Origin of the sequence: Flavobacterium defluvii (genome assembly GCF_900129555.1) — a bacterium.
GTDB classification, from domain to species: Bacteria; Bacteroidota; Bacteroidia; order Flavobacteriales; family Flavobacteriaceae; genus Flavobacterium; species Flavobacterium defluvii.
In genome coordinates this window covers 757,750-784,449 of record NZ_FQWC01000002.1, presented here as the reverse complement: position 1 = coordinate 784,449, position 26,700 = coordinate 757,750, and the positions used below count along the sequence as shown (strand labels likewise).

General features: G+C 44.8%; 23 protein-coding genes. 4 read left to right on the top strand and 19 right to left on the bottom strand.

The features are described from left to right. Positions 1-175: 175 nt before the first annotated feature. Entirely contained in the window at positions 176-751 is a 576-nt protein-coding gene (locus BUC29_RS07600) for a GIY-YIG nuclease family protein (RefSeq protein WP_073414868.1), read from the top strand. 173 nt (positions 752-924) lie between these two features. Here the strand turns inward: BUC29_RS07600 and traN are convergent, their stop codons facing one another. The 15 genes from traN to BUC29_RS07525 form a co-directional block, all read right to left on the bottom strand. Continuing rightward, positions 925-1,785, bottom strand: coding sequence for a conjugative transposon protein TraN (traN, locus tag BUC29_RS07595; RefSeq protein WP_073414867.1), 861 nt, complete (start codon positions 1,783-1,785; stop codon positions 925-927). A gap of 19 nt (positions 1,786-1,804) precedes the next feature. Beyond that, complete coding sequence (gene traM / locus BUC29_RS07590) at positions 1,805-3,394, bottom strand: conjugative transposon protein TraM (RefSeq protein WP_317043476.1); 1,590 nt, start codon at positions 3,392-3,394, stop codon at positions 1,805-1,807. Positions 3,395-3,403: 9 nt separating this feature from the next. Beyond that, entirely contained in the window at positions 3,404-4,027 is a 624-nt protein-coding gene (gene traK / locus BUC29_RS07585) for a conjugative transposon protein TraK (protein WP_073414865.1), read from the bottom strand. Between the two features lie 20 nt (positions 4,028-4,047). Next, on the bottom strand, positions 4,048-5,046 hold the full coding sequence (gene traJ, locus BUC29_RS07580) for a conjugative transposon protein TraJ (RefSeq protein ID WP_073414863.1): 999 nt from the start codon (positions 5,044-5,046) through the stop codon (positions 4,048-4,050). 2 nt (positions 5,047-5,048) lie between these two features. Then, positions 5,049-5,681, bottom strand: a complete 633-nt coding sequence (locus BUC29_RS07575) for a DUF4141 domain-containing protein (protein ID WP_073414860.1) — start codon at positions 5,679-5,681, stop codon at positions 5,049-5,051. A gap of 29 nt (positions 5,682-5,710) precedes the next feature. After that, positions 5,711-8,212, bottom strand: coding sequence for a TraG family conjugative transposon ATPase (locus BUC29_RS07570; RefSeq protein WP_073414858.1), 2,502 nt, complete (start codon positions 8,210-8,212; stop codon positions 5,711-5,713). Beyond that, positions 8,209-8,541 carry a DUF4133 domain-containing protein gene (locus BUC29_RS07565; RefSeq protein ID WP_073414856.1) on the bottom strand — a complete coding sequence of 111 codons (333 nt, stop codon included), beginning with the start codon at positions 8,539-8,541 and terminating at the stop codon, positions 8,209-8,211. The genes BUC29_RS07570 and BUC29_RS07565 overlap by 4 nt, the downstream gene beginning before the upstream one ends. Positions 8,542-8,551: 10 nt before the next feature. Continuing rightward, entirely contained in the window at positions 8,552-8,860 is a 309-nt protein-coding gene (locus tag BUC29_RS07560; protein WP_073414957.1) for a DUF4134 domain-containing protein, read from the bottom strand. Positions 8,861-9,073: 213 nt separating this feature from the next. Further along, positions 9,074-10,936, bottom strand: coding sequence for an Eco57I restriction-modification methylase domain-containing protein (locus BUC29_RS07555; protein ID WP_073414854.1), 1,863 nt, complete (start codon positions 10,934-10,936; stop codon positions 9,074-9,076). Then, positions 10,937-11,515 carry an HNH endonuclease gene (locus BUC29_RS07550; RefSeq protein ID WP_073414852.1) on the bottom strand — a complete coding sequence of 193 codons (579 nt, stop codon included), beginning with the start codon at positions 11,513-11,515 and terminating at the stop codon, positions 10,937-10,939. Then, a complete protein-coding gene (locus BUC29_RS07545; RefSeq protein ID WP_073414850.1) occupies positions 11,516-12,172 on the bottom strand; it encodes a DNA-binding transcriptional response regulator in 657 nt (218 codons plus the stop codon). Further along, positions 12,169-14,730 carry a sensor histidine kinase gene (locus BUC29_RS07540; protein WP_073414847.1) on the bottom strand — a complete coding sequence of 854 codons (2,562 nt, stop codon included), beginning with the start codon at positions 14,728-14,730 and terminating at the stop codon, positions 12,169-12,171. The genes BUC29_RS07545 and BUC29_RS07540 overlap by 4 nt, the downstream gene beginning before the upstream one ends. A 258-nt stretch (positions 14,731-14,988) precedes the next feature. Beyond that, the gene (locus tag BUC29_RS07535) at positions 14,989-15,621 is read right to left on the bottom strand and encodes a hypothetical protein (RefSeq protein WP_073414844.1); all 633 of its coding nucleotides are present in this window, start codon (positions 15,619-15,621) and stop codon (positions 14,989-14,991) included. A 1-nt stretch (position 15,622) separates the two neighbouring features. Then, a complete protein-coding gene (locus BUC29_RS07530) occupies positions 15,623-16,033 on the bottom strand; it encodes a DUF3408 domain-containing protein (RefSeq protein WP_073414842.1) in 411 nt (136 codons plus the stop codon). A gap of 4 nt (positions 16,034-16,037) precedes the next feature. Then, positions 16,038-16,805 (bottom strand): ParA family protein, encoded by a 768-nt coding sequence (locus tag BUC29_RS07525; RefSeq protein ID WP_073414839.1) that lies wholly within the window; start codon positions 16,803-16,805, stop codon positions 16,038-16,040. 701 nt (positions 16,806-17,506) lie between these two features. On the opposite strand from BUC29_RS07525, the gene mobA reads away from it, so the two are divergent. From mobA to mobC, 3 genes are all read left to right on the top strand, one after another. Continuing rightward, complete coding sequence (gene mobA, locus BUC29_RS07520; protein WP_073414837.1) at positions 17,507-17,938, top strand: conjugal transfer protein MobA; 432 nt, start codon at positions 17,507-17,509, stop codon at positions 17,936-17,938. Next, on the top strand, positions 17,935-19,215 hold the full coding sequence (gene mobB / locus BUC29_RS07515; RefSeq protein WP_073414835.1) for a conjugal transfer protein MobB: 1,281 nt from the start codon (positions 17,935-17,937) through the stop codon (positions 19,213-19,215). The genes mobA and mobB overlap by 4 nt, the downstream gene beginning before the upstream one ends. A gap of 108 nt (positions 19,216-19,323) precedes the next feature. After that, positions 19,324-21,330 (top strand): conjugal transfer protein MobC, encoded by a 2,007-nt coding sequence (gene mobC / locus BUC29_RS07510; RefSeq protein ID WP_073414833.1) that lies wholly within the window; start codon positions 19,324-19,326, stop codon positions 21,328-21,330. Positions 21,331-21,419: 89 nt separating this feature from the next. On the opposite strand, the gene BUC29_RS07505 is transcribed toward mobC, so the two are convergent. From BUC29_RS07505 to BUC29_RS07490, 4 genes are all read right to left on the bottom strand, one after another. Beyond that, positions 21,420-22,550 carry a PDDEXK nuclease domain-containing protein gene (locus BUC29_RS07505; RefSeq protein WP_073414955.1) on the bottom strand — a complete coding sequence of 377 codons (1,131 nt, stop codon included), beginning with the start codon at positions 22,548-22,550 and terminating at the stop codon, positions 21,420-21,422. Between the two features lie 78 nt (positions 22,551-22,628). Next, positions 22,629-24,698, bottom strand: coding sequence for a type IA DNA topoisomerase (locus tag BUC29_RS07500; protein WP_073414830.1), 2,070 nt, complete (start codon positions 24,696-24,698; stop codon positions 22,629-22,631). Positions 24,699-24,704: 6 nt separating this feature from the next. Then, positions 24,705-26,159, bottom strand: coding sequence for a DUF3945 domain-containing protein (locus BUC29_RS07495; RefSeq protein WP_073414828.1), 1,455 nt, complete (start codon positions 26,157-26,159; stop codon positions 24,705-24,707). A 78-nt stretch (positions 26,160-26,237) separates the two neighbouring features. Continuing rightward, positions 26,238-26,549, bottom strand: coding sequence for a helix-turn-helix domain-containing protein (locus tag BUC29_RS07490; protein WP_073414826.1), 312 nt, complete (start codon positions 26,547-26,549; stop codon positions 26,238-26,240). Between the last annotated feature and the right edge of the window lie 151 nt (positions 26,550-26,700).

Genomic DNA, 26,700 nt, shown 5'->3' with positions numbered 1-26,700 from the left:
GTCTCTTTTCTTGAATATACCATAAGGCTATTTAAAGCAAAATCTGCTCTCGCCCTTCTTCACTTAGATTATATTATACAAACATAGGAGAAGCAAAAGAAACCCCTTTAAACACGCCTACTATTATTTCAATCCCATTCCAGCATTTTGTATATTTGAAATTATTCCACGGAAAATGAAAATAGATACAAAAAACCTTGTCAGAAAATCGGAGCGGTTTGCCCTTGATTTATCGCAGCAGATATCACAAATTACGTTAAAACCGTTTTTGGAAACCTCATTCCACTGCTCCGAGTTCAGGGACAAAAAAGTGCTTAAAAAACATCTCCACAAAATTGCCAAAAGCGACTATCCGCTGATCTATGTCTTTGAAATCAAATCTGCAGCCAAGGTAAAAACGCTGCTCAAGGCATATGAAGCATATCATGCACTGAACCTTCTCAAAACAAAAAACGAGGACAGGGTGAATCTTTCCAAGTACAATAGGAAATCATCTTCGATCCTTTATGTCGGAAGCTCGACAACGGATTTCAGAAAAAGGGTCAAAGACCATCTAGGAACGCAAAGCTCCCGCACCTATGCCATGCACCTCTGCAAATGGGACGGGGATGCGGATTACGAGGTGGCCATATCGGCCTATCAGGTAATTTCGCAAAGCGACCAGGCCGTCGAGCGCTTCATTGTGGAGATCCTGGAACAGCAGCTCTGGGACGTTCTCCAGCCCGTATTCGGCAAACGCAGCGGTCTGTAGACGCTAGAACAGCCTTAAAGCCGAACCTAAGACTACAGCACTTAAAACATTGCAAAACAATGTCTTAAAGTTTTAAATAAAAATAAAAAACCGACCTATCTGGCCGGTTTTATTTTGTCCGCACGTTAAGGAATTTACGTCGGACATGCACTTCTGTCCTGCACGGATTTCCTCTATGGATTATTCAGAAGACACGCCTTCAGCAGGTCCGAATTTTTAATCTTCAGGGTCAGCTGCCTGCCGCCGTTTTTCTCGTATATCTCGATAAGGAGCAGCTTGCCGTCTGCGAGGGTGAAAAGGTCCAGCACATATATGTTATGCTCTGAGCCTCCAGCCTTGATCTGATCAACCGGCCTGTAGATTCGCAGAGGCAATATGGCTGTCTGCTGTACCGCAGTTCGTCTGGCCTTCTTCCTGTCGGCTATCTTGAAATTGAGAAAATCAATCCTGTAAGGCACATTATTACTGTTTCTCAGCTCAGTATGCAGATAGTATTTTCCCTCATGGACGTAGATCCCTTTCAGCCTGAATTCCACTCCGGCATCCCTTGTCCTTCTATGCCTAACCGCACGTTTGTCCCTTTCATAGATGCGCTGCATCAGTGTTTCCACCATCAGCGGAGAACTTTGTCCCAGATTCTCAAAAAGGGCTCCCTCAGATCCAATGCTGCCAGACTTTCCCATCCTGTAGCTCAGGGTCTGCGGATTCGGATCATAATGCACATCAAAACTGTAAAAATGCCCGTCGATGGTCATGACCGAAAGATTGGTCTGCTGCTCAAAATCCCTTACAGCTGCCTTTACCCGCAGCACGTTATGGGCATCTTCCGCCTTTCCTGCCATAAGCAGCTCGCTTCCCAGATCCGCATAGCGGATTTCCGATGGGAAAATCAGGTGCGAAGTCTTGTCATATGTTATGCCTAAACGGCAGGCCTTGATTTCGTCCATAACCGGCAGGCTGCTCTGCGGAAAGCACAGCTGGACGCAGAGAACTGCAAGCAGCGCCGTCCAGTATTTTTCATAATATCTTTTCATCTTTATATTCTTTTGATTGCTATTGTTTTTTCGAAACCAGAAAAAGCTGGTACCCAGCCTTAAGCATAACCTTGGGCGTCTTTACCTTTTTGGAGAAATAGCCGGATATCCCCTGCAGGACGCCCCTGCTCAGATCGGCGGCAACCTGCTGTCCTGCCGACTGGGTAAGCATCAGGCTCGTTGCGGACTGCTGTCCCATATTGCCCGCCATCTGCCCAACAGCCGTTCTCTCCTGCGAAAACGGCACCGCAAGCCCCTGCTGCCCGTCCACGTCAAAAACGTTTATATCCACAGCCGTAATGGTGCCATTCAGCACCATAGAGCTGATCTTGAGCTGAAGGCGTCCGTTCTGCATCCTGGCCGTGGACGTAAGCACCGTTCCCTTTACGAGAGTGACATCTGCTAAGCCGGCATCCTCCAGAAGACGAACCTTTACGGCGCTCCCGTCTATTACCGTCTGCGTCTGGTCCACGCAGGCCTTGATGCTGTTCCTGACAGAAACCTCCCGCTCTTTGGCATCCGCCGTGTAAAAAGATCGGGCATTCAGCCGCACGCCGGGTTCAGCATCCGCACCAGCTTCCGCCGTGGGGTGAAGAACTGATACTGCAGTTTTCCTCTGAGGCGCAGCTCCTGCAAAATATGGCGCATCTGCATTGGATGGCCTATTTGCAAGTCCAGACGAGTCAGCTCTCTGCAGCTGCTGGGCACCAGGTGCTGAAGGCAGGTACTTGGCGGCCATCTGATACGACTTTTCCATAAGCGCCAGCTGTCCGTCGACCGTCACCGAAGGCGCAGCATCCCTCTGGGCAAGCTCAGATTTGAGCTCCGCAACCTCCCTGCGGAGCATATCGGCATCTCCGCCGCTGTCCTTGTAAAAGCTTCCAAGTTCTTTCTGCGCATTCCGGTACGTGCTGAGTCCCGAATTTGATTCTCTGGATTCAAGTCTACCCGGCAGCACTGGATGTTCAGCTGCGGGCTGCTCATTTCCCGTTACGCTGTCCTGTTTCCAGTAATCGGCCAGCGTGGTAAGCGCATTGCGCTTCTGCTCCTGCTTCTGCTCAAGCATCTCCTGCTCGTAAGCTTTCGCCTTGTCGCCCTGCATTTCATTGTCCGCGGCCTGCGGAACGATGCTGTTGAGCCCTATATCCAGCTTTTTTCCGCTGTCGGAGGAAGGCCTGAAAATCAGGTAGAGGCATCCTGCACAGACGATGCCCATCAGACCGAATATCAGAGGTTTCTTCAGCCTCTCCAGCCTGCCGGTTTTCCAATCTTCACGATCCATTTGATTTTCCGAAGCCGATTCCCTAATCATGACACCCGCTTTTTTTTCTTTTGTTTTCATAAATTTCCTTTCTTTTTTTTTTGCTTTAACTGACGGATAGCAGTCTTTTTTGTCCCTATCCATTGGATTATCTATATGTCCGGTAACCATTATGTGGTAATTCTCTGACCTTTCCCGCCACACCTTGGTTATCACTGCTGCGGTCAGCAGCACATAGCCCCAAAAAAACAGCCTTATGAACCGGTGCTGCTTTTCCAGAGGCATCCTGTCCCATCTCCTGTCAAGAGCCCCCGTCCACCTGTCCAGATTTCTTAAGATCTTTTTCATATTGTTTCTTCAGCGATCAATAACTTCGATGTCCTTATTCTCAACCACCGCAAATTTTTCAATATTGAAGCCCTGAGGATTGCTGTCCGAGCGCACCGAGTTTACCAGAAGACAGCTGGTCACAAGGCTTCGCTGGGTCACATTGCTGGATCGGATGATGAATTCCCTCGCATAGGATCTGACCGGGTATGGATAGGATTCGAAACTGCACACGACACTGTCAATCTCGATGCGCTGCTGCACATTGCCCGATATGATGCGGTTGTAATATCCTTTCTCTGAGAGGTCTTTGTAATAGTCGAAAGCACTTTTGTCGGCAAGGCTGAAGGCGCGCTTCATATTGCTTTCAATGGCATATTTGTCGGGGGCGAGCGTAAAGAAGAGTTCGTGGAAACGCCTCACATGCTCCCTGGCCTCGACGGGTCTGTTGACCGTAGCATCCTGCGAGAGTGCCAGCATCAGGGATTTCCCGTTGTCCAGCACATAGATCTTCTCACGCTGCCTATCGGCAAAACGGTAGGACCACCAAAGGGCGGATGCCGTGATTCCCGTGCAGAGAAGCGCAAAGACAATCGCGTAGAGCCTGATCTGCCTGAAACTGTTTTCTATGTTTCTTAAAGTCTTGAATTCCATTATTGTAGTTTTATCGGTTATTAAGATTTGCTGACCAGCCTTCCTGCTATATTTCCTGCAGCGGAACCGGCGCCCGCTCCTGCGATGTTGCCGGCTTTCATGGCCGTCTGGCTCACATTGCGCATGAAATTGCCTCCGCCTCCAGCCTGGATGATCCAGCCCGTCACCGTCGGCACAGTGAAATAGCCCACAATGCCTATTATCATGAAAATCACGTAAACGGTGTTGGAGGTGTCGGGTATGAAGGCCGGATCGGAAAGCATCTCGATGTCCCTTTCAATGATCAGCGACTGGATGCGCGCCAGCATGGAACTGAAAAGATCCGCTACAGGCAGCCAGAGGTAGACGCTGACATACCTGGTGATCCACTGGGTCAGCGTCGACTGGAAACCATCCCAGACCGATATGGCAAAAGCTATGGGGCCGAGAATGGAAAGCACGATTAGGAAAAACGTCCGGACGGTATCGATAACCAGAGCCGCCGCCTGAAAAAGAACCTCCAGAAAATTCCTGAACCACTGCTTTATCATCTTTTCCATCTGATAGGCCTGCCGGTCCATATACATCCCCGCCATGGTTCCGATATCCGAGGGCGACCATCCCAGCTCATCGAGTTTCTTGTCGAACTCCTCGTCGGAGGCCATATACGAAGTTTCCGGATTTCGGACCATAGCCTCATATTCCAGCTGGTCCTTCTGCTGCTGCAGCCTGTTCAGGTCAAGAACCTGTCCCTGCAGCATTCCGTGGGTTCCGCTGACTATAGGGCTCAGCACCGCATTGATGCTTCCCAGTACAATAGTCGGGAAAAACATGATGCACAGACCGAGTGCGAAAGGACGCAGCATCGGATAGACGTCTATGGGTTCCGCCCTTGCCAGCGCCTGCCAGACATGCAGTGCCACATAGAACAGCGCTCCAAGCCCTGCCAGCCCCTTCGCAACCGCCGCCATATCCCCCGCAAGGGGCATCATGTCATCGTAAAGCGAGCGGAGCACCTCATGGAGATTATTGAACTCCATGCCTACCAGTACTTTTGGCTGGAAGTCCCGTACAGGTCAAGCACGCTTCTGGCATCGTTTTTCTTTTTCGCCCTGAGATAGCTCACCGATATGTTCTTGTTGGTGTAGTATCGCACCAGGCTGTGGTATTCCTTCACCTCCTTGTAGATGCGGCTGATCATATCCATGCGCTCCTTGTCATTGAGCGACAGGCTTGAGGTGCTGACGATCTGTTTGAGTTCCTTCAAAAGCTCGGTGCTTTCTCCCAGAAGCGCCGCATACCCATTCCCGATGGCTATGAGCTCTTGGGGCGTAAAGTTGGGGTCATTGATCATCTTTCCGAAATTCTGCACGTAGATCTGCGATACATCGCCCACCAGAAGCACCGTCTGCTGCACCTTTCTCGCATCCTTCACCAGGCTGTTGACCGCCTGGAGCTTGTCGTAGTATTCCTTTCCCTGATTGTAGACCTTCTGCACTTCCTTGAAGTTTTTGACGACATTGGAAACCGTGGAGGAGGTCTGTATGATCTCATTGGCACTGTTGAGTATGCCTGAAGCCAGATTGGCCGGATCGGTCACCACAAACTGCGCATTGGCGCAGGGTGCTGCGGCAAGCATCAGCGCCGCATAAACCATTGATAGATTTTTTTTCATTTTTATCTGATTTTAGATTACTATATATTTTACTTTTCTATCTCACGCCTAAGCATGGCAATCTTCCTGATGGCTAGCTCGATGTTACCGTCCAGCTCTGCGGCCGCCTGCATGACCTCCATCTTCTCGGTTTCCTCGGTCGTGTAGGCCAGATATTCCTCCAGGCTCACCTCGGTGGCGTACACCGCGGACTGGGTTCCTCCCAGCCCTATCCAGACTTCCTTGTAGAGACGTGAGGGATTGTTGTTCATATTGATCGAAAGGACCTGCGCCTTTTCCTTGTCGGTAAGTCCGAGCATCGCCTGTATGTCATCGAATTTGTTCATGTACTTGCGCTGGTCCAGAAGGATCTTGCAGTCGGAATTGTTGATGATGCTTTCCTTGACAATTGGCGATTTTATGATATCGTCAACTTCCTGGGTCACCACTATCGCTTCTCCGAAGAATTTTCTTACAGTTTTAAAAAGATACTTGATATAGTCCGCCATGCCTTCCTTGGCAATGGCTTTCCAGGCCTCCTCGATCAGTATGAGTTTGCGTACCCCTTTCAGCCTGCGCATTTTATTGATGAACACTTCCATTATGATGATTGTCACCACCGGAAAAAGAATCTTGTGGTCTTTGATGGCATCGATTTCAAAGACAATGAAACGTTTGGAGAGCAGGTCCAGCTGTTTGTCCGAATTCAGCAGGTAATCGTACTCCCCGCCCCTGTAATAAGGCTCAAGAACATTGAGGAAATTGGCAAGGTCAAAGTCCTTCTCCCGAACCTGCTTTATCCTCAGCACTTCCCGGTAATCTTCCTTAACGTACTCGTAAAAGCCGTTGAAGGATGCGGAATGCCCATCGTCCCTGATCAGCTCGATGTAGCCGTTAACAGCATTGGAAAGCGCCACTTCCTCCGAACGCGTCGGAGGCTCGTCATCCCTCTTCCACAGGGTCATTATCAGGGTTTTGATGCTTTCCCTTTTCTCTATGTCGAATGCCCTGTCATCGGTATAGAAGGGGTTGAAGGCAATGGGATTGTCCTCCGTGTAGGTAAAGTAGACACCGTCCTCCCCTCGGGTCCTGCTGTTGATCAGCCCGCACAGTCCCTGATAGGAATTGCCGGTATCGACAAGCAGCACATGCGCTCCCTGCTCGTAGTACTGCCTTACCATATGGTTGGTAAAGAAGGATTTGCCGCTTCCGGACGGCCCCAGTATAAACTTGTTGCGGTTGGTGATGATCCCGCGCTTCATGGGCAGGTCCGAAATATCCAGATGGAGCGGCCTGCCGGTCAGCCTGTCCGACATCTTGATGCCGAACGGCGAGGGCGAATTCCGGTAGTTGGTTTCCTGCGCAAAAAAGCACAGCGCAGGCTCAATGAAGGTGTAAAAGCTCTCCTCGCTGGGAAAATCCCCCGCATTTCCCGGCATGCCCGCCCAGTAAAGCGTGGCTGCATCCGCCGTGTTATGCCTTGGCCTGCAATCCATCAGTGCCAGGGCGCTTCCGCAGTCATTCCTCAGCTGCTTCAGGTCAGCAGCATTATCCGACCATGCCATAATATTGAAATGCGCACGGATAGAGCGCAGCCCGAAAGAATGCGCTTCATTGAGGTACTTCTCTATCCATTCCTTGTTGATCTGGTTGGCACGGCTGTAGCGTGCAAGAGAGTGCATATTGCGGGCTGACTTCTCAAACTTCTTAAGGTTTTCCTCACTGGAATCCAAAAAGAGGTACTGGTTGTAGATGTGATTGCAGCTCAGCAGCAGTCCCGCCGGAGCTGCAAAGGAAAGCCGGCAGTCGCTGCGGTCGGTCGAGAGCTTCTCGTAGCGGGTATCGGATGCCACAGCCGCAGGGAGGTCGTCCGTATCGGAAAGCGTATGAAGCGACAGCCTTTTGGATCCCACCCTAACCTGCTCAGCTCCAAGGGCAATATCTTCCAATGATGCGCCCTCCTGTTTGGAAAGGGTCAGGTACTGCTCCAGCAGGCCCCGCCTGTGATCGGTTCCCGTTAGGTCTTCCTCCGTCAGCCTATTGAGCCTGATAAGACCGCTGTCGTTGAGGATGCGCTCGAACTGCGCCACCGACTCCATAAATCTCCTGATAACCTCTGGATCCCTGACTTCTTTCGGAATCAGCGTTCCCCTGCAGAGCGATGAGAAATTGCTCTGCATCCTCATCCTTTCCCGTGTGGTCTTGGTGAGGAACAGATAGCAGCAGTGGTTCAGGAACGGGCGTTCATTGAAATGCCTCTCGAAGGATGTTGCAAGGAAACTTTGTTCCTCACCCTCCAGATTCGGATTGTAGTTTTCCTTGACATACCAGTCCTGCTTGTGCACGACCGTAAAGTCAGGCAGGGTCTTCACCGCCTTGTGCCAGGTGGAATGGATGGCCTCATACTCTGCCGATCCCGCAGTAAAAAGCTCCGGAAGGGATACGGCAAAGCAGGCCGTGACATCCCCATCCTTGGCGATGATGCAGTTCTGTTCCACCGCCAGCAGCGGAAACCTGCTCTCCAGTGTGGCTGTCTTAAACGTATTTCTCATAAGACGGCTGATTTGGCGGAACATATCAAACATCTGCGGACCGATCTGCGGCATATGATGTAGCGCGGATGTCTTTTTCGTGCCGCGATCTTCGTCAGTCCATGCTCCCCGTACTTCCTGTTCAGCGCAAAGGTCTGCCAGATGATCAAGGCCGCTCCGCCCGATCCCAGCAGCAGGCAGACAAACGAATTTACCCCTGCCATGTAGAGTATCATCACAAGGATGAGCGTACCGAGCAGGCCGCCTGCGAAGATAAACAGGTACTGCGCTTTGAGACCCCTGAATTCAACGGTCCTGCCGATGCCTTTATTGATATTGTAGTTACCCATAAGACACGTTTTAAAGGAAGAAGGAACGCAGGATCGTCGCGGCCACGATCAGGAAGATGCACGCGCCGAACCAGCTGGCCGCAGTCTTGCTCGTATCGGGGTCCCCGCTGCTGAATTTGTTGTATACCTTCACCCCTCCAATCAGCCCCACCACAGCGCCGATCGCGTAGATCAGCTGGGTTGCGGGATCAAAGTACGAGGTCACCATCTGGGTGGCTTCGGTTATCCCTGCCGTTCCGTTTCCCTGCGCCGATGCGCCGATACCCGCCAGCATCGCAAGCCATGCCGCCGGCAGGATTTTTTTTCTCTGTTTTTCCATAACCAAACACTTTAAAGTTTTGTCTTTTCCCGCCAAATGCGGGCTTTGAAACAAAGGTGTTGTGGAAACGGCAGTGCTGTTGAAAACCGACAGCCAAAAGGACTGTTTGGCATTTAATGGCTGTTTAACTGATCGGTTTGGATATTAAAAGAAAAGCCCTCTTTCCTAAACGTAGGAAAGAGGGCTTTCAAAATATGTTTTTCTCTTAGTATCTTAATTCAATATCTGTTCATCGCACAGATGTACATCATAAAAGCCTTCAAGAAAGTCATCGACCACATGTTTATCCTTTTCATTAATCAGGAAATCAATATGGTCTTCCGAAAAATCTGGGATGCCAAAGTTCTTGATATAGTTGCCGTTCAATGAATAATAATTTGAGCTGTAGGGCTTGCTAGTGGTTTTGATATAGTACCAGAATATTCTGGATTCCATAATCTTTTTTATAAGCAGCATTTCTTCGTCTGAATGGCCTATGATTGCCTGACCATTGTAGAAGAGAAGATCATTGTCATTGCTTATCACATAACTTGGAATCTTATCCGAAAACTTAGGGAAAAACATTTTATTCCCCATTTTTTCCAAGGACTGGGTCCTTCCAAATGCAAACCACTTCTCATATTTTCCGAATCCTTTATCCCTCGTTGCCAGAATGCTTTTTTTGTTTAGCAGATAGTTATAAGCCATGGGAAACTGCTCTCTTAAGAAATCTTCCTCCATTATCTTTGGCCTGTCGTCATCGCTGTATGGAAACAGAACCTTTTCAATGGCCAGGTCAATATCAACGCTCCTGCTCAGTTTATTGGAATTGAAGATATCCCTGCAGATTCCCTTTTCAATCGGATATAGATTTCCATTCTGCAGATAATAGAAGTCATTGTCTTCAGCGACCGGCCTAAATATATAAAGGTCATTCTTAAGGGTAGCGATTCCGTGCCTTGTTTTGTAGATCTCGCCAAGCGGTCTGCCCGTCGCTTCTATCTTGGATATAAGTTCGTTATTGTTCAAATTCCATCCACTCCGTGCGTTCAGACAGTTATAATTTATTCTAATGTAATCTGTTCTAAGTATCGGCATTTCTCCGTCAATGGACTTATAGTATTCCACAAATTCCTGCCCTGTCTTTTCTAGAAAGCATATGCAGGTATATGTACTTTTGGACTGGAATATCTGAAGCGTGCCAAAGTCAATAATCTTCACAGCCACATTATTTTCCTCAAAATAGGATCTCAGCGCACGGCCGTTTAGGCTCTTGAAAAAGGAATTCATTGTGATGTATCCCAAGATTCCGTTGGGTGCCAGACTTTCAAAACCAATTTGGAAAAATGGAATATACAGATCGGGGTTACCGGATGCGCATACGGCCCAATTCTGCAGGTTCTCTTTTACTGCGTCTTCCAAGTTTCGGCTGCGAACGTAAGGTGGATTTCCCACAATTATTTGAAATCCTTCAAAGTTTGGGTACACATTTTGCCAGTCAAAAATCAAAGTATCACCCTGATGTATATTAAAATGGAATTCTTCTATGTCTTCGCCTTCCGATAATGCTAAAAGGCTTAACAGTAATTTGCTTCTTGTCACCGAGTATTCCTGAATATCAAGTCCAAAAATCTGATTTTGGAATATATGCTCGTAACTATTTTCTGTTCTTCTTTTTAATTCTTTTGCTGCCGTGTAAAGAAAACCGCCACAGCCACACGAAATGTCCGAGATTTTAACCTCCTCCAACTGTCCTTCTCTCGCATATAATGACTGCTCAACAATATAATCACGAATATTAACAGGAGTATAGATTGCCCCATTTACAATTCTGTCGGAAGGAGATATAACAAACTCAAAAAGTTCAATTAAAGCCTCAATATCAAATGTCCGTATTTCATTGTTTAATATAGTTATAAAATCGTTTAAAATATTAAATTCCTGAAAATCATCCTCTTCGATTCTGTATGTTAATATAAAATGATTATTTTCTACATCAATGTTATTTACAGCTAAAAATGCAGAAATAATAAGCCTGTCCACAAACCAAGGATTTGCGGGACATTTCAGACTTAAAAACCTAGTTGCGTCTTTCATTTAAATACTTCCTAACTTTTTTGTATACCGATGGTATTCACGGTATAGATTTAATAATTTGTCTGTTAAAATTTGGTTATCAATGGTCGCTAAAAGTTTTTCGCATTCTACAATTAAGGCATCCAACTCCTGGATCTGCCAGATTATTTCATGTTGAGGCTTATGAAGTTTTAATTTAAAATACATCCATTTGCCTAACTGTGTTTGATATATAATTCTTCCATTAGCAAATCTGCTAAACTGTTTTACATATTCATCATCACACGGATCGATAAATCCCTCGTCATTCATATTATGAATTAATTCGTCACCTGTAGGCCAATGTGCCCTTTTAGAATTATTACAGGCTCTGCATGCATAAACGAGATTGGAATAATCAGTATCTTTAATTGTTTTCAGAAATTTTTGAGGAACAAAATGGTCTATTTCAAACCACACAGTTCTCCATATATCAATATCGTTACAATATCCGCAGCGAGAGTTGTAATCTTTTTTAAGCTCTTCCCTATGATCGGAATATTTAGCGACAGCAGTTTTGATGTCTCTTCTTTTTGGTGAATCTTTTCGAAATTCGATCATCTATTTTTGATTTAGTTTTTTAAGTTCTTCCAAAATTTCTTTAGTTTCACTCACAAATTCACTTAGTTTCGTAATTGAATCTCTATGGATTAAGTTTGCCGGCAGGTCTTTTCCGTCAGGATTTAGCTCATCGAAAAGGATGTACAGTTTAGTAAGTTCTTCTTCTTCTTGAATCTCTAATCCATTATTATTTCTCTTTTCTATAAGATGTTCAATTTTTGAATTTGTATCCTCAATTTTCTTATAATAATTAGATATATTTGAATGGATTTTTGTTCTGAAAACTTCCAGCTCTTCTCTTTCACGGTCATTCTCCACAGACAGGATATTTTTATTATAGATAATATGAACATCGTCTGTCTGCCCTATAGCCTGAGTAGGATAGGAAGTCAGCATTACCAAAGGAAAATGAGGTTTTAATCTCTTAATTTCTTCAACTATTTTGTTACCGTTAAAAGGCACTTCTGCATTTTCTTCCAGCAAATAATCGGTTACGATGGCGTTGAGATCGCTTGAAAGCAAAAGCTTAAGAATTTCTTCGACCGAAGATTGAGGATTTACTTCGATTCTCAATATATCAAAATCATTTTTGAAAGTCTGGTAAAAGGTATTTATCCAACCTTTATCTTCGTCAATATAGGCAACTTTATATTTCATGCTCTTGTTTTGAAAATTATTTTAAAGGATAATCCATCGTCCATCTTTATGATTGATATTGATGAATTATTATATTCTTCTATTATTGTTTTAACTATGTAAAGACCTAATCCCGTACCAATTTTGGTGCCTTTATTATCCGTTTTAGACGACTCATTCAGATTAAAAATTTCTTCCGGATTATCTCTGTATTTTGTATCTAAACCTTTGCCATTATCGGAAAAGATGATTTCAATATCAGTGCCTTTCTTCTGGCATGTAATTTCAATCTTCTTCTTTTCCCTATTGTATCCATAATGTGCATTAATTGAATTAGACAATAAGTTATTAAAAATCGAATCCATATTTACCTCAAAAGCCCTGATCACATGATCACTATCGTCCAGTTTAATTAAATGAAGTGTAATGTTCCGCTGTTCAAGAGCTTTACTCCAATTGGCTTTAAAACTTTCAAAATATTCAGAAAAATTTAAATTTTTTCTTTCACGTTTATCAATTTTTAAAGTACTCAAAGAATAATCCAGCCAATGTTTCAACTTAACGTCTTCATCACGCATTAAATCAATCATATAAAAAGGATTATCGTCTTTATCAAGACTCTCCTCCAATTGTTTATAATCCAAATGGTTCTTAAGCTCATCAACTAGATACTTAGTTCTTGGGATTAATCTTGCCCTTAAACTCCTTACTTCATGTGCAAAAGATGAAATAATAAGGCCAACGCTTGCAAGACTTCGCAACAACCTCAGTTCTTCATCTTTTTTCTCATTCTCCTTCTCCAGAATCAGTATAGCGTCAGCCATATCTTCCTCCGACTCAGAATAGCCTTTGTTTTCATTTGAGGACTGCCCTTCATTTTCTCTTCCCTCATTTTCTCTTCCCTGATCTTCTGCCCCTACATTTTCCTTCCGTTCGTCCTTCTGTTTTCTTATTGCTTCGGCCTGCTCCTTGGCTTTCCTTAATTTTTCAGCTTCTCTATTGCTTATTTTATACAACTCTGAAAGATTATACATGATGATATTACGATCTCTTTCAAATAAGGATATAATTTCCCTAAGTATATTTTTAAACAAGTCAAATTCGTCATTTTCAATTAAGCCCTCACGACCGGATTTATCTTGAAAACTTGTGTTATGCAGCCTTGAAATTTTAATTGTTCCTGCTATTTGGTTCGGCCTGATTCTATATCCTCCTAACCTCTGACCTGCACCGCCGGGACTTTGAGCTTGCCTTTCACCTAATCGTAACCAGTCATCGCCGTTTTCGCCGTATGGCCTTATTCTAAAATCATCTCTGAATATTTTAATTCCTCCGAACTTTTTTAGCCATGATCTTCTTTCTGCACTGTTAATGCTTTTGTACGGGTACTTTTTTAAGTCACCATCCACCTTATCATCTGCAACTGTAAGCTTTAGAAAATAAAAAGTAAAATCAAATTTACCAATCTTATCAAGTAGATTTTGATCAACCTTATGAGTCAAATTCGCAATAGGTATATTTAGCTGTATTTTTTCGCTTTTAAAATCTTCAAGTTTAAATGGAGACTCTTTCATCATTTCCATCTCAAAGAGCTTGGAATATCTGTTTTCTAACGCATCAATATCAAGTTCATTTCGAATTATATCAACTTTTAAGATTTTATCGTCGTTTTCATTGTAAGACGCTTTTATTTTATAATCAAAATCATCATAATAGGCTCTTTTTACTGTACCGTATTCTTCCGGATTATTTAGAACAAAAAATTCAATTCCAAAATCATTCTGCTCTTCTGGCGGAAGGAGCATCTCGAGATTGCCGAATAATTTAACGAGTTTCTCATCATTCCATTCGTCATTTAACTCAGTGATTTCAATCACAGTACCAGATTTGAAATTTACCGCTTCTAAAATCTTTACAAGTTTAGAGTAATCTTTAAACCTGTCAACAAGTTCTCTCTGCAGCGCTAGGTCTTCTTTTTCTAACAGAACTGCTTCTACATCCGACACAGTCGCTCCTACCTTGTCAAAATCCTTCCAATCGACTGTCCATTCAAAACCTATACTTTCACTGTTTGGTATGAGCTTAGTACTGATAACAGCATTCGAATCTATTTCAGCGGAGCTGTCATCATCCGTTAAAACCTCCAGCATTGTAGGCAACGATGTCATATTGGTTAGCATTCCCAACCTATTTAAAGCAAAACGACCAATCCCTTTAGCGCCTGTTTTAACTCTATTTCCCTTCGTCGTATGTTCATACAGTTTGTTATCAGTACCGATTGTCATCCATTGGTTCTGAATGATCAAATCATTCATACCAATTCCATTGTCGATGATATAAATCGAACTGCCTTCCTTATCAAACTTCTCTATTATGCTTTCTAGACCTTCTGCATCTATGAATTTCTCTTTTCTAATTTTCAAGTCAAAAATTAAGATGCACTTGCTTGCATCCGCGTCATAAGTATTTTTAACTAATTCAATTACAGCACCCTCTTCCGTTGAGAAATTTTCTAAGCCAATCAATTTTGCAGTTCTTGCCGAAACCTTAAAAGGTAATTTTGTAGTTTTATTAGACATCAAAGGAAATATTAATTTTTATTTAGTTTTCTCTATTTGGAAAAAATATAAAATAAAACCTTTTCTGGTTATTATTTATACTGTTTGCTTAACTGTATTGGTACTATTAAATTTTTATCTTTTCAGTTCTTTGCCAATTCCATTCTGACAATTGTTTTTTCAACTGATTTTCGTACGTGCTGTAAAGATATTGATTTTTCTATATTCTGAGGCGTCAACCAAAACAATTCCTTTAATAATAAAAATAGGGAGTCTGGCTTACGCAAACTCCCTAATGTCGAAATCATTAAGATCATTTTTTCTGTCTGGTGCATATTGATTTAGATTTAAAGAAGAAAGCTTCCCGTCCAACAGCTCTGCCATTTTCCGGGAAGCTCCTTCCATCGAATTCTCCAGTAGGTTAAATAATTCGGTTCCTTGTATTTTCTGAATCAACGCTGCTGCTGTTTCCTTTTGGGATAGCTCCAGGTCTTCCGCCTGCAGCATCATCCCCACTGAGCTTAATTCTTCGAAGGTAACCCCTTGGGTAAAACCGCTATTACCATTGGAAATTCCAAAATTGTTCCACTCTTCCTCCTCCTGCTCAAAATCAGGCAGATATTCATTTGCATCATCGAGTTCATCCTGCCAATCTGTTAGGTGTTGTTCCCTACTGATTTCTGCATCAAAATTATGCACTTCATCTCCAGCTGCCTTGAGATGCCAGTCATTGGCATCCTGTGGCGCTAAAAGGCTTTTGAAACCCTTGGGCCGTCCGATTATATTGGGCACTTTTGCACTGCTTTTTATATATCCCGTTTTTTTTCCTGGATTCGATACTCTTGCTGGAAATTTATCATGCACAAGCAGTACTATGATTATCAGCAGGCATATTACGATTAATGTTTCCATACTACATTATTGGTTTATACTTCTCATTAAAACTTGCAATGATCTGACCGCCGAATTCCTGAAAATGGTATTCAAGCAGATTGTCCAAATATCCGTATATAGTGATTTTGTCCTCACCAATCACCTGTACGATGCGCGTCAGCTTCTCATGAAAATCAGGACGTATGTAGACAGTTTTGCCGTTTCGGGCATTGGTCTCCGGTCTTTTGAAAAAGATAGCCTCATAATCTTCCAGATGCTTTTTTTTCTTCCCGCGCTCAATCGGGCTTGGCTTTTCTGTCGGGGCGATTGCCTCTCCAATCTTATGATCCTCCAGCCGTATTCCATCTTTCTTAACCCCATCAGCCATAAGGCTCATCATCAATTCTTCATTGATTTCATTAGTGTCCCTGTCGATGTTTTCTTTTCCCATGGTCTTAAGAATTTACTACTTCCAAAAATTCTGCAATGAACTGGTCCATTCGGCAGGCTTTCATCAGCCGCTCGTCCGCAGGCAGCAAAGTGGAACGGAAAACCGTCTTGGCCGCAGCTTCGCTTTCCTTTCGGAACCTGGTGCTGTTCATGACCTGCGTGCGCATAACTTTTAATCCCAGTTCACCGATAAGCTTACTGTACAAGTCGTAAAGAGGAGATCGTTCACGGCCGTCTACCTGATTCCAAAACAGATTTATGCTTTTAATCGACGTGCTTCCTTTCTTCATTATAACATCATTCATGAGCTGGGTAAATACCAGCGAACTCTCCATTACAACACGATCAGCGGTTATAGGGGTAAAAATATGATGCATCCCTGCAAGTGCCTTTAAAATTCCCGGAGTATTTACTGTTCCAGGAAGATCAAAAAAAATAAAATCAAACCGAAGGTCTGAAGAATCCAAAAACTCGATTGCGTCCTGCACGACACCTTCCGCCTTATGTTCCATAATGGGATACGCTTTTTTGTTTATCGCCGTAAACTGCCTGAATGCGGTTTTTTTGAGAAACTCGTTTTCCATCACCATTCCCAAATCGCGATTCTTCATTTTCACAAGGCTGTACTGCGGGAAATCCGCATCAAATACTGCCACATTATAACCCTGACGGTAATGCAGTTCACTTGCTACAAGGGCAGTAAAAGTAGATTTGCCTACACCTCCTTTCTGGGAGGAAAAAGCAATAAATTTTGTTTTGTTTTCCGATTCCATATTATTCTTCGTTTAAATGATTAAAAAAAAATGTGCTGTAATGCAATTATTTCCAGACGTATGTGTGCAGATGAGTACGTACATATCTACAGCAGTTCGTACAGATTCGAGCATTTATATGCGACAACAATTATCTGCTTACAGAGCTCCTGTCATAAATAATTTTATACCTAAAACCCTATATCTGTATACAATCGCCTGCAAACAGAGAGTTATATATACTTACACTCGCTGAAGCCTGCACATAGCAAAGTCTACCTGTACAGGTACTTATAAATCCCTCTTTCTAAGCACATAACAACATACCTACATCTGTACACTGCTATGTAAGGGCAAAGAAACAAGGATATCAACCTTGATATGTGATTAGGGAATGCATTGTCTTTCATTGTCGCAGTTTGCTGTAACCACTGAATGTATTGATGCGCTAAAGAGTCTGTTACTTTGTATTATCTTGAATATCAGACAATAACCCAAATCAAATCTAAATCTGGGAGACAGAGACGAACAGTCAAAACCTGTTCCTCCCTCCTACATCAAAGCCGTCCCGCAGGGCGGATTTTTCTGTGTTCACCAGAACACGGCAAGTTGTGTTTTGAGGCACTCGAAATTCGAATGGTGCCTCAAAACAACTTGCCCTGCCGGGGGCTGGAAAACCCTTCCGAAGTCAGGGTTTTAAATTACGCTAAAAATGAAATAATATGGATGGGGAAAAATATGAAGGACGCAAAAAACCGGGGCGAACACCGAAAGCGGAACCGAGTATACATCGGCATGTTTTTCGGCTTACAGACAGGGAGAACGCAAAACTGCTATCACTTTTTGAAGCCTCTGGAATTGACAATAAGGCAAAATTTATTATTGCCAGACTCTTCGAAAAAGAGCTCAGGACGATAAGGATCGACAAGGGAACCGTTGACTTTTACATGCGTCTGACCAATTTTTACGGACAATTCCGTTCCATCGGAGTGAACTACAACCAGCTTGTGAAACTGCTGTACAGACATTTTTCGGAGAAAAAGGCAGCTGCATATCTCTATAAACTGGAAAAACAGACTGCTGAAATGGCATCCTTATGCCAAAAAATCATCCAGCTGATACAAGACTTTGAAGAAAAATTCCAAAAAAAATGATTGCAAAAATCGGCAGGGGCAGCAACTTATATGGAGCATTGGCATACAATCAGCAGAAGGTTGATAAGCAGAAAGGCAAGATTCTATATTCAAACAAGATGATCGAGACTGCTGACGCAAAGTATTCCGTTGCGCAACTGGCACAGTCATTCGCTCCCTATCTGGCGGCAAACCGCAGAACGGAAAAGCACACGCTTCACATTTCGCTGAATCCGGATCCTAAGGATGATGTTTCCGATGAAAAATTCAGGAAGATGGCAGAGCGGTATATGCGCGAAATGGGCTTTTCAGAACAGCCCTACGTGGTCTTCAAGCATACCGATATAGAGCGGCGGCACATTCATATCGTAACGGTCTGTGTGGATGAGCAGGGGAAAAAAATCTCGGACAAGTTTGAAAAGATGCGTTCCATGAAAATCTGCCGTGATTTGGAGTCAGACTACGGACTTAGACCAGCAACAGATTGCAAGCACATTGAGAATGAGAAAATCATGCGTCCGGTACATTACGCGGCAGACGACCTGAAAAACCAGATCACTGCGGTACTTCGGCATCTGCCTGATATATACAGTTTTCAGTCCTTGGGGGAATACAATGCATTGCTTTCCCTTTTCAAAATTACCTGCGATAAGATCGAGGGAGAATTACAGGGAAGAATGCGTAGCGGCCTTCTGTATTTCCCATTGAACGAAATTGGCGAAAAAGCTGGCCGACCTCTAAAAGCATCCAGGCTGGGAACAAAAGCTGGTCTGGAAGCCTTGAATCGGCATTTTTCTAAAAGCAGGTTGGAAATGAAAGACAGCCCTGTCAGAAAGCAATTGCAGAGTTCAGTTTCAAAGGCCTTGCTTTCCTCCCACGACGAGCAGTCCTTTAAAAAACTGCTTGCCGAGATTGGCATCAATGCAGTATTACGGAGAAATGTCAATGGGCGTATTTACGGAGCAACTTTTGTCGACCATCACTCAAAAAGTGTGTGGAATGGCTCCCGCCTTGCAAAGGAATTGTCTGCGAACAGCTTAAACGAACATTGGACAGATGGTAATAAAAAAAATATCAAAAATTCAGCGCTGCCACAAACAAAATTTTCTGATCAACAAAATATGGACTCATTTACCCAAGAGCAGCATCATTTCTTTGATTTCCTAAATGGAAACTTAGAGCACAATGAGAGATTGGTAATGGAACTGGGGACTCTTCTGCCCACTATGCAAGACGAAAATTTTGAAGAGCTGCAGTTTGTAAGGAAAAACAGGAAAAGAACCAAACGCCGTAAATAGACATGATATCCGTGCCAGACAAAGCCTTTTATGGCCACGCATTACATTGTGATAATCCATAGGATTAAAAACATATATCTTAAAAGCAACAGTTTAATAATTACAATTATGCAGGGAGAAGATGATTTAAGGGGACTTGCCAAAATTATGGCATTCATGCGTGCGGTTAGCATACTCGTTTTAATGATGCATTTTTACTGGTACTGTTACCAATTCTTTCTTGCAAGAGGATGGACACTGGAAACAATAAATACTATTTTGCGCGGTTTTGACCGCACTGCCGGACTGTTCACGAATGTTCTGTACACTAAGCTGTTTGCCCTGCTCCTGCTTTTCCTCAGCTGTCTGGGAAGCAAGGGTGTCAAAAACGAAAAGATCACTTGGAATAAAATTTATCCGGTTTTAGGTCTTGGATTGGTATTGTTTTTCTTGAACTGGTTCCTGCTGGAGATTTCGTTATTTTTGTACATGCTTTCTTCTGCAATAGGCTATGCCGCTTTGATGGTGGCAGGGGTATGGATCAGCCGAATTCTTCGAACCAGACTTATGGAAGATGTGTTTAACAATGAAAACGAAAGTTTTCAGCAGGAAACAAGGCTGCTTGAAAACGAATATTCAGTTAATCTCCCAACCAGCTTTTACTATAAAAACAAATGGAACCGCGGCTGGATCAACATCGTAAACCCCTTCCGCGCCACCATTGTGCTGGGTACTCCGGGATCAGGAAAATCCTATGCCATAATCAACAGCTACATCAAGCAGCAGATAGAGAAAGGTTTTGCAATGTATATCTACGATTTCAAGTTTGACGACCTTTCCACCATTGCCTACAATCATTTGCTGCATCATCATGATAAGTATCCTGCCAGACCAAAATTCTACATCATCAACTTTGACGATCCTAGAAAAAGCCACCGCTGCAATCCTCTGAATCCTGCTTTTATGACGGACATCTCGGACGCCTACGAGGCGGCCTATACCATTATGCTCAACTTGAACCGAAGCTGGATACAGAAGCAGGGAGACTTTTTTGTGGAGAGCCCCATAATACTTCTCGCTGCAATCATCTGGTTTCTTAAGATCTATGAAAATGGAAGATACTGCACCTTTCCCCATGCAATCGAACTGTTAAATAAAAAATACGCCGATGTCTTTACGATTCTTACATCTTATCCGGAACTGGAAAACTACCTTTCCCCCTTTATGGATGCATGGAAAGGAGGAGCCCAGGATCAGCTTCAGGGACAGATAGCTTCCGCAAAAATTCCGCTGTCAAGGATGATTTCTCCAAGCCTGTATTGGGTGATGACCGGTGATGACTTCTCGCTGGATATCAACAATCCCAGGGAGCCCAAGATATTATGCGTGGGCAATAATCCCGACCGCCAGAATATCTATTCCGCTGCTCTCGGATTATACAATTCCCGAATCGTAAAGCTGATCAACAAAAAAGGGCAGCTGAAAAGCTCTGTGATAATAGATGAGCTTCCGACCATCTATTTCAGGGGGCTGGACAATCTAATTGCGACAGCCCGAAGCAACAAGGTGGCAGTTTGTTTGGGTTTTCAGGATTTCTCTCAGCTGAACCGTGATTACGGGGACAAGGAAAGCAAGGTGATCCAGAATACCGTCGGCAATATCTTCAGCGGGCAGGTTGTCGGGGAAACGGCAAAGAGCCTTTCGGAGCGGTTCGGCAAGGTGCTGCAGAAAAGACAGAGCATATCAATCAACCGAAGCGATACCTCCACGTCCATTTCCACGCAGCTCGACAGCCTTATTCCGGCATCCAAAATCTCAACACTGACCCAGGGGATTTTCGTTGGTGCGGTATCGGATAATTTCGACCAGCGCATCGAGCAGAAAATCTTTCATGCGGAAATCGTGGTGGACAGACAGGATGTTGACCGTCAAGAGAAAGGCTATCAGCCCATTCCTGAGATCATGGCTTTTATGGACGCAGAGGGACGCGATAATATGAAACTGGAAATTCACGCCAACTATAGGCAGATCAAAAAGGATATAATCGTGATTATTGAGGATGAGCTGGACCGTATTGCCAAAGACCCTGACCTGCAGCATCTCGTGGTTAAGGAGAACAAAAAAGAGGATAAATGAAAACATTATCCTCTTTTCTTTTTTAGAGCCTATAAAATTAACGGCGAAAATTTCCAAAAATCTTTCGACTGGGTTATTACCTGCTTTATTTACTTTTCCTTCCTTAATTCCTTCTCTATAAAAGCTCTTAATTCTGCTTTGTCAGGAAGCTGCAGCTGATATTGGCTCACAAATATTTCAAGATCGCTATCCCCAATCGCATATTCCACCAGCGTCTTATTCTGGCTGGTCACAAGAAGGATTCCAACGGGCGGATTGTCGCTGCCTGCCCTAATGTTCTTGCTGTAGAAACTCAGGTAGGCTTTAAGCTGGCCTATATGTTCATGTTTTGCATTTTCAGTCTTCAGTTCCACAAGGACATGGCACTTCAGTATCCGATGGTAAAAAACCAGATCGACAAAATAATATTCGCCGCCGATGAGCAGCCTTTTCTGCCGCGCCTCATAGCAGAACCCGTTTCCCAGTTCGAGCATAAACTGCTGCAGATGTTCTATTAAAGCAGATTCCAGCTCGTTTTCCTCAATCAGTTTGGGCTGTGCCAGATTTAGGAATTCAAAAAAATAGTGCGACTTGACCATGTCCTGGATATCCTGCGGGGCAATGCTTCTGAGCACCTCTGCAAAGGAGTGCTGATGGTTCTGCGAAAGTCCTATTCTTTCATAGGTAAGGCTGTCGATCTGTCTCTTGAGTTCTTTTACAGTGGGCTGCGTTTCGAGGATAAGAAGCTCGTAGAATCGTCTTTTGGAGCTGTCGCCAATCTTGATCAGCTCGGTAAAATGGCTGTAGGAGACAGACTGGAACAAGCCGTATAAGTGGGATTGGCCACCCTCTTGAAAAGACCCGTAAAATTCTTGGGTTGCCGACCCAAGAATTGACAAACTATGATTTTCAATAATAAAATCCTCAAAAAATACATCAGGAAGAAAACTCTTAAGGTCTTTTTCTAAAAGTGCATGGATCTGCGGATACCTTTGATAGAACTGCCTGCATCGGGAGAGCTCCGGCGCGGTCAATCCTTTCACGGAGATCCTTTTGGCAAGGTTTTCAAGCAGCTTCACGCCGTACTCCGCCCGGTCGCTTCCGTGCTGCTCGAACTCGACAATATAAAAGCCCGTAAGCCAGTTTCTCAAGGTGATATGCATATTCACCGCCTTGACGGCATTGGTCCTTAAATAATCGCTGGTCTGCTGTATCCTTAAGCTTAGTTTTTCAAAATTCATCTTCATGCAGTATTGGTTTCTTTAATAAGCCAGACATTTTTTTTGCGCTTCTGATCATAAATGATTTCCGATCGGGCTTTACTTTTTTGCAAATTCAAATGAAGTCTCAGCCTTGCCATTCATCACGATATACGCATCAAATGATTTTCCTGCTCTGCTTTTCATTCCCTTTATTAGCGGGGTTCTCCCCGTACGAAGCAGGATTTCGATATCAGCCGGACTGATCTTTACGCCGCACACATTCCGGAACTGGATCCACCTGCAGTCCTTTTCCGGGCATTTGACGGCAGTTTCGCTTACAATCATCCTTCCTGTCCTGCACTTGGGACAGCAGAGTTCCGGCGCCGTAATCTGCGGAACGGAAACTTCAAGCAGTTCCTTTGTTATGCATTCGGCATAGGATTCCATCTGCTTTTGGAATGCCGCCGCGTCTGCCTCTTTGTTTTCAATCTTCCGCAATTCGGTTTCCCATTGGGCCGTCATCGCCGCATCGGCAATCCTTTTATCCTTCACCAGCTCATACACCATAAGTCCCTTCTCGGTTGGAATCAATGATTTTCCTTGTCTTTGGATATACTTGCGGTCAAACAGTGTTTCAATAACCGCTGCCCTTGTCGCGGGCGTTCCCAGACCGATGCTCTGCAGTTCCCTGCGGTCTTCGAGACTGTCTGCCTTTTTTCCTGCGTTCTCCATAGCGGATAAAAGTCCGGCTTCGGTGTAAATTGACGGCGGGCTGCTTGTCTTCTCAACGACTGCGCACTTTTTGATTTTAAGCTCATCGCCTTTCTTGATTTCAGGGAGTTCCTGTCCGGGCTCCCCGCTGCCAAAAAAGCGGCCTTGTACACCCCGCCAGCCGGATTCGATGATCCTGCTGCCAGCTAGGATAAAATCAAAATGCAGCACCTGCAGATTTATCATGGTAATCTCCTTAATGCACGGCTCGGATACTGCTTCAAGCAGCCTTCCGGCAATAAGATTGTAGACAGACGTCTCCTTTGCAGGTAGCGCCGATGGGATTCTTTCGGTAGGCAGCAAACCGTGGTGGTCGGTTACGCCCGCTTCGCTGACGATCCTTTTGTTCAGGCGTCCCAGTTTCAAAGCCGATATCGCCTCCCTGCAATTTTCGCGCTGCCCCAATGCTTTTATAAGGCGGGGTATCTCTTCCCAAAGATCTTCGGTAATATTTCTGCTCCCCGTTCGCGGATAGGTGATGAACTGCTTTTCATAAAGGCTCTGTGCAATGTTCAGCGTTTCAACGGCCGAGAGGTTCAGGTCCGTGCTGGCCTGCTTCTGCAGTCCAGTGAGATCGAAAAGCAGAGGGGGATGCTCTATAGATTTTTTGACCTCCACGGACGATACCCAGGCTGTCGCCGCATTTCTTTCAATGGACCTGAGCGCTTCCGATGCCTGCCTTTTATCGTCCCATCTCTTTTGGCTGATGCTTGTGAAAAGTGTAAAATCCTTGCTGTGCGACAGCTGGAGCTGCCAGTATGGCTCTTCGGTGAAGGCTTTATTTTCCAAATAGCGCAGGCATACGAGCGCCAGTGTCGGCGTCTGAACCCTTCCAAGGGAATAAGCCCGGTTACCCTGGGCAGCGCTCAAGGCCCGAGAGGCATTGATCCCTACAAGCCAGTCAGCCCTGCTTCGAGCCTGTGCCGCAAGGTACAATCCGTCAAGATCAGAGCCAGGCCTCAGATTCTCCAGCCCTTTCCTGATGGCTTTCTCGGTAAGACTGCTGATCCATAGGCGGACAAAAGGTTTGCCGCATTCAAGGTATTCATAGATATAGCGGAAAATCAGCTCACCCTCACGGCCTGCGTCGGTGGCCGCTATGATCAAGTCGCTCTGACCAATAACATATTTGATAACTTGCAGCTGTTTCACAGCACCTGCATCAGCGGCGTAGCCATTTTCATTTTTTTGTTTCCGAACAGTTAGTAGAAAGGGATCTGGAATTATCGGGAGGGCCCCATTCTCAAAGCCCCTGATGCCGTATTCCTCCGGCAGGCCCAGGCCCACCAGATGTCCTAAAGCCCAAGTAACAAAATAGCCGTTTCCTGCCAGGTAGCCATCCTTTTTTTCGGTGGCTCCCAGCAGTACGGCTATCTCCCTTGCAGTACTTGGTTTCTCTGCAATAACAGCTTTCATGGCGCTTTACATTTTGCGTCCTTTTGACTTGGTTTCAGCCTGCTGCTCTTCCTGCTGTTTCTGCGTATTTGGACCCGACTGGCCGGATCTTAAAGGTTCCTGCAGCTTTTTGGTCGCCTCATTGGTTTTACCCTCTGAATTCACCGCCGTCTGTACTTTGTTTTCCTCAGCAGGCTTCGCCTGTTCCTTCATTTTTAACGGGTTGTCGAATGAAAACTCGGTCCTGCCGCTCTCCTTGTTGAAAGTGATGTATCCGTTATACTCCCTGCCTTTCTTGTCTATAAGACCGCTGATGTATACGGTCTGGCCGTCCTGCAGCTTCTGGTGCTGCTGCTCGTCAAGTTCTTTTCCCCTGAAGATTTTTGGTGCTTCCCCAGTCTGGTTCTCTCCATTGCCCTGAACCTGTCTGCTGCTATTGTTTCTGTCGAAGAGAAATTCCACGAAACGCTTGTCCGCGTTGAACTGCACCGTGGCGTCGAACGGTTCCCCTTTTTTCGAAATCATCCCTTCCAATGGCAGCGGTTTTCCTTCCAATAGGGTCTGCTTTTGATCTTCGCTCAGTTTTACCCCTTTTATTTCATCGGGTATTTTGATGTAATCGGCCCGAAAAGCCACTACTTCATTGGTCAGCCTGTCCACGCTGATCACCGAAGGAAGAACCTCGTCGGTCTTCGGATTGGTCAGATTGACCACGCGTCCCATGTTTCCCGTTTTCAGCAGGTTGTCCTTGTCCTCCCTGCTGAACTCATGGCCGAAGAAGGGATAGTTCAGGTTGGGCCCTTTTCGGATGCCGTGTATGGCGACCACAACCTCTCCCTCCTCGTTCATTTTAAGGGACAATCTGGCATCCAGCCTTGTGACGGCAGTCCCAAGATTTAGGCTTATGGGCACGAGCTCGTTTGTTTTGTAGCCTTTGAGCATGGGCTCCAGAAGGTTCAGTTTCTCAAGTTTTTCCTTGCTGAGCCCAAGATGGTTCATGGTCTCCCAGTCGATCTGTTCCGGCTTGTAGCGGTATTCGCTCGTCTCGGCATTTGTCTGTGTTGCTTCCATATGATTTTTATTTATTGGATTATTCTCTTTATTGTCCTGTGCAGGTTCACTCGCTTTAATTTCATGCTGCTGCATGAGCAGTTCTCCCTGCGGCGTCGGATTGTCTGCATGCTGCTGCATTTCCTTTGCCGTATCAACGCCAATGGCAAAGGGAACCTTGAAAAATGAAAAGTTGGTGGGATTTTTCAGCTGGCTCAGAAAATTGGAAAAGAAATTGGAGAAGAAATCGCCGTTCCTGTCCACTCTCATAAATTGGTTTTGGTTTTTATCTGTGGGGTCTACGGTCTGCATTTTTCCATTTTCATCGATGCTTTTGACTGCCTGGATTTTCTTTTTTTCTTTATCAAACACAAGCAGGATGTCCGAGAGTTCCTCCGGCCATTTCGCTTTTTCAGCGGATTGTTCACTCATGACTTTGTTTTTTTGGTTAATAATCGAAAGTAATGCCCGCGCCCGCGCAAATGTTACTGCTGACGCCTGCTGTCCGCCTTAGTCTCCAATCGGCTTCTTCCTGGCGGTATGTGCGGAAAAACTGTCCCTTATGAATTGCTGAACGTCCGAAAGCTTGTAATAGATCTTGCCGCTGATTGAATAATAGCAGAGCCTTCCCGAGGACCTGTAGCGCTGAAGGGAGCGAGAACTTATTTTCAGCATCTGCAGGACATCCTGGTTGTCAAGCAGCTCCTCCCCGTCTATGTCCATATTTTTCCTCCTGCTTTCGCTGACCATCTCGCCCAGGATGTCGAACCGCTCCATAATGCGTTCCATCCAGGCCATGAATTCCAATCTCTCCACATTCATAATCCAGTAATTTTGAGTTGCACACCGCAAAATTGTATAATACGCAGATCAATACCTGCCAAGTCGTGCCCATTGGCAGATTCATTTTTTTTTATGTAGTGCCGCAATAAATCAGCCCCATTTGTCCGCACGCGGTCAAATGGGGCCTTCA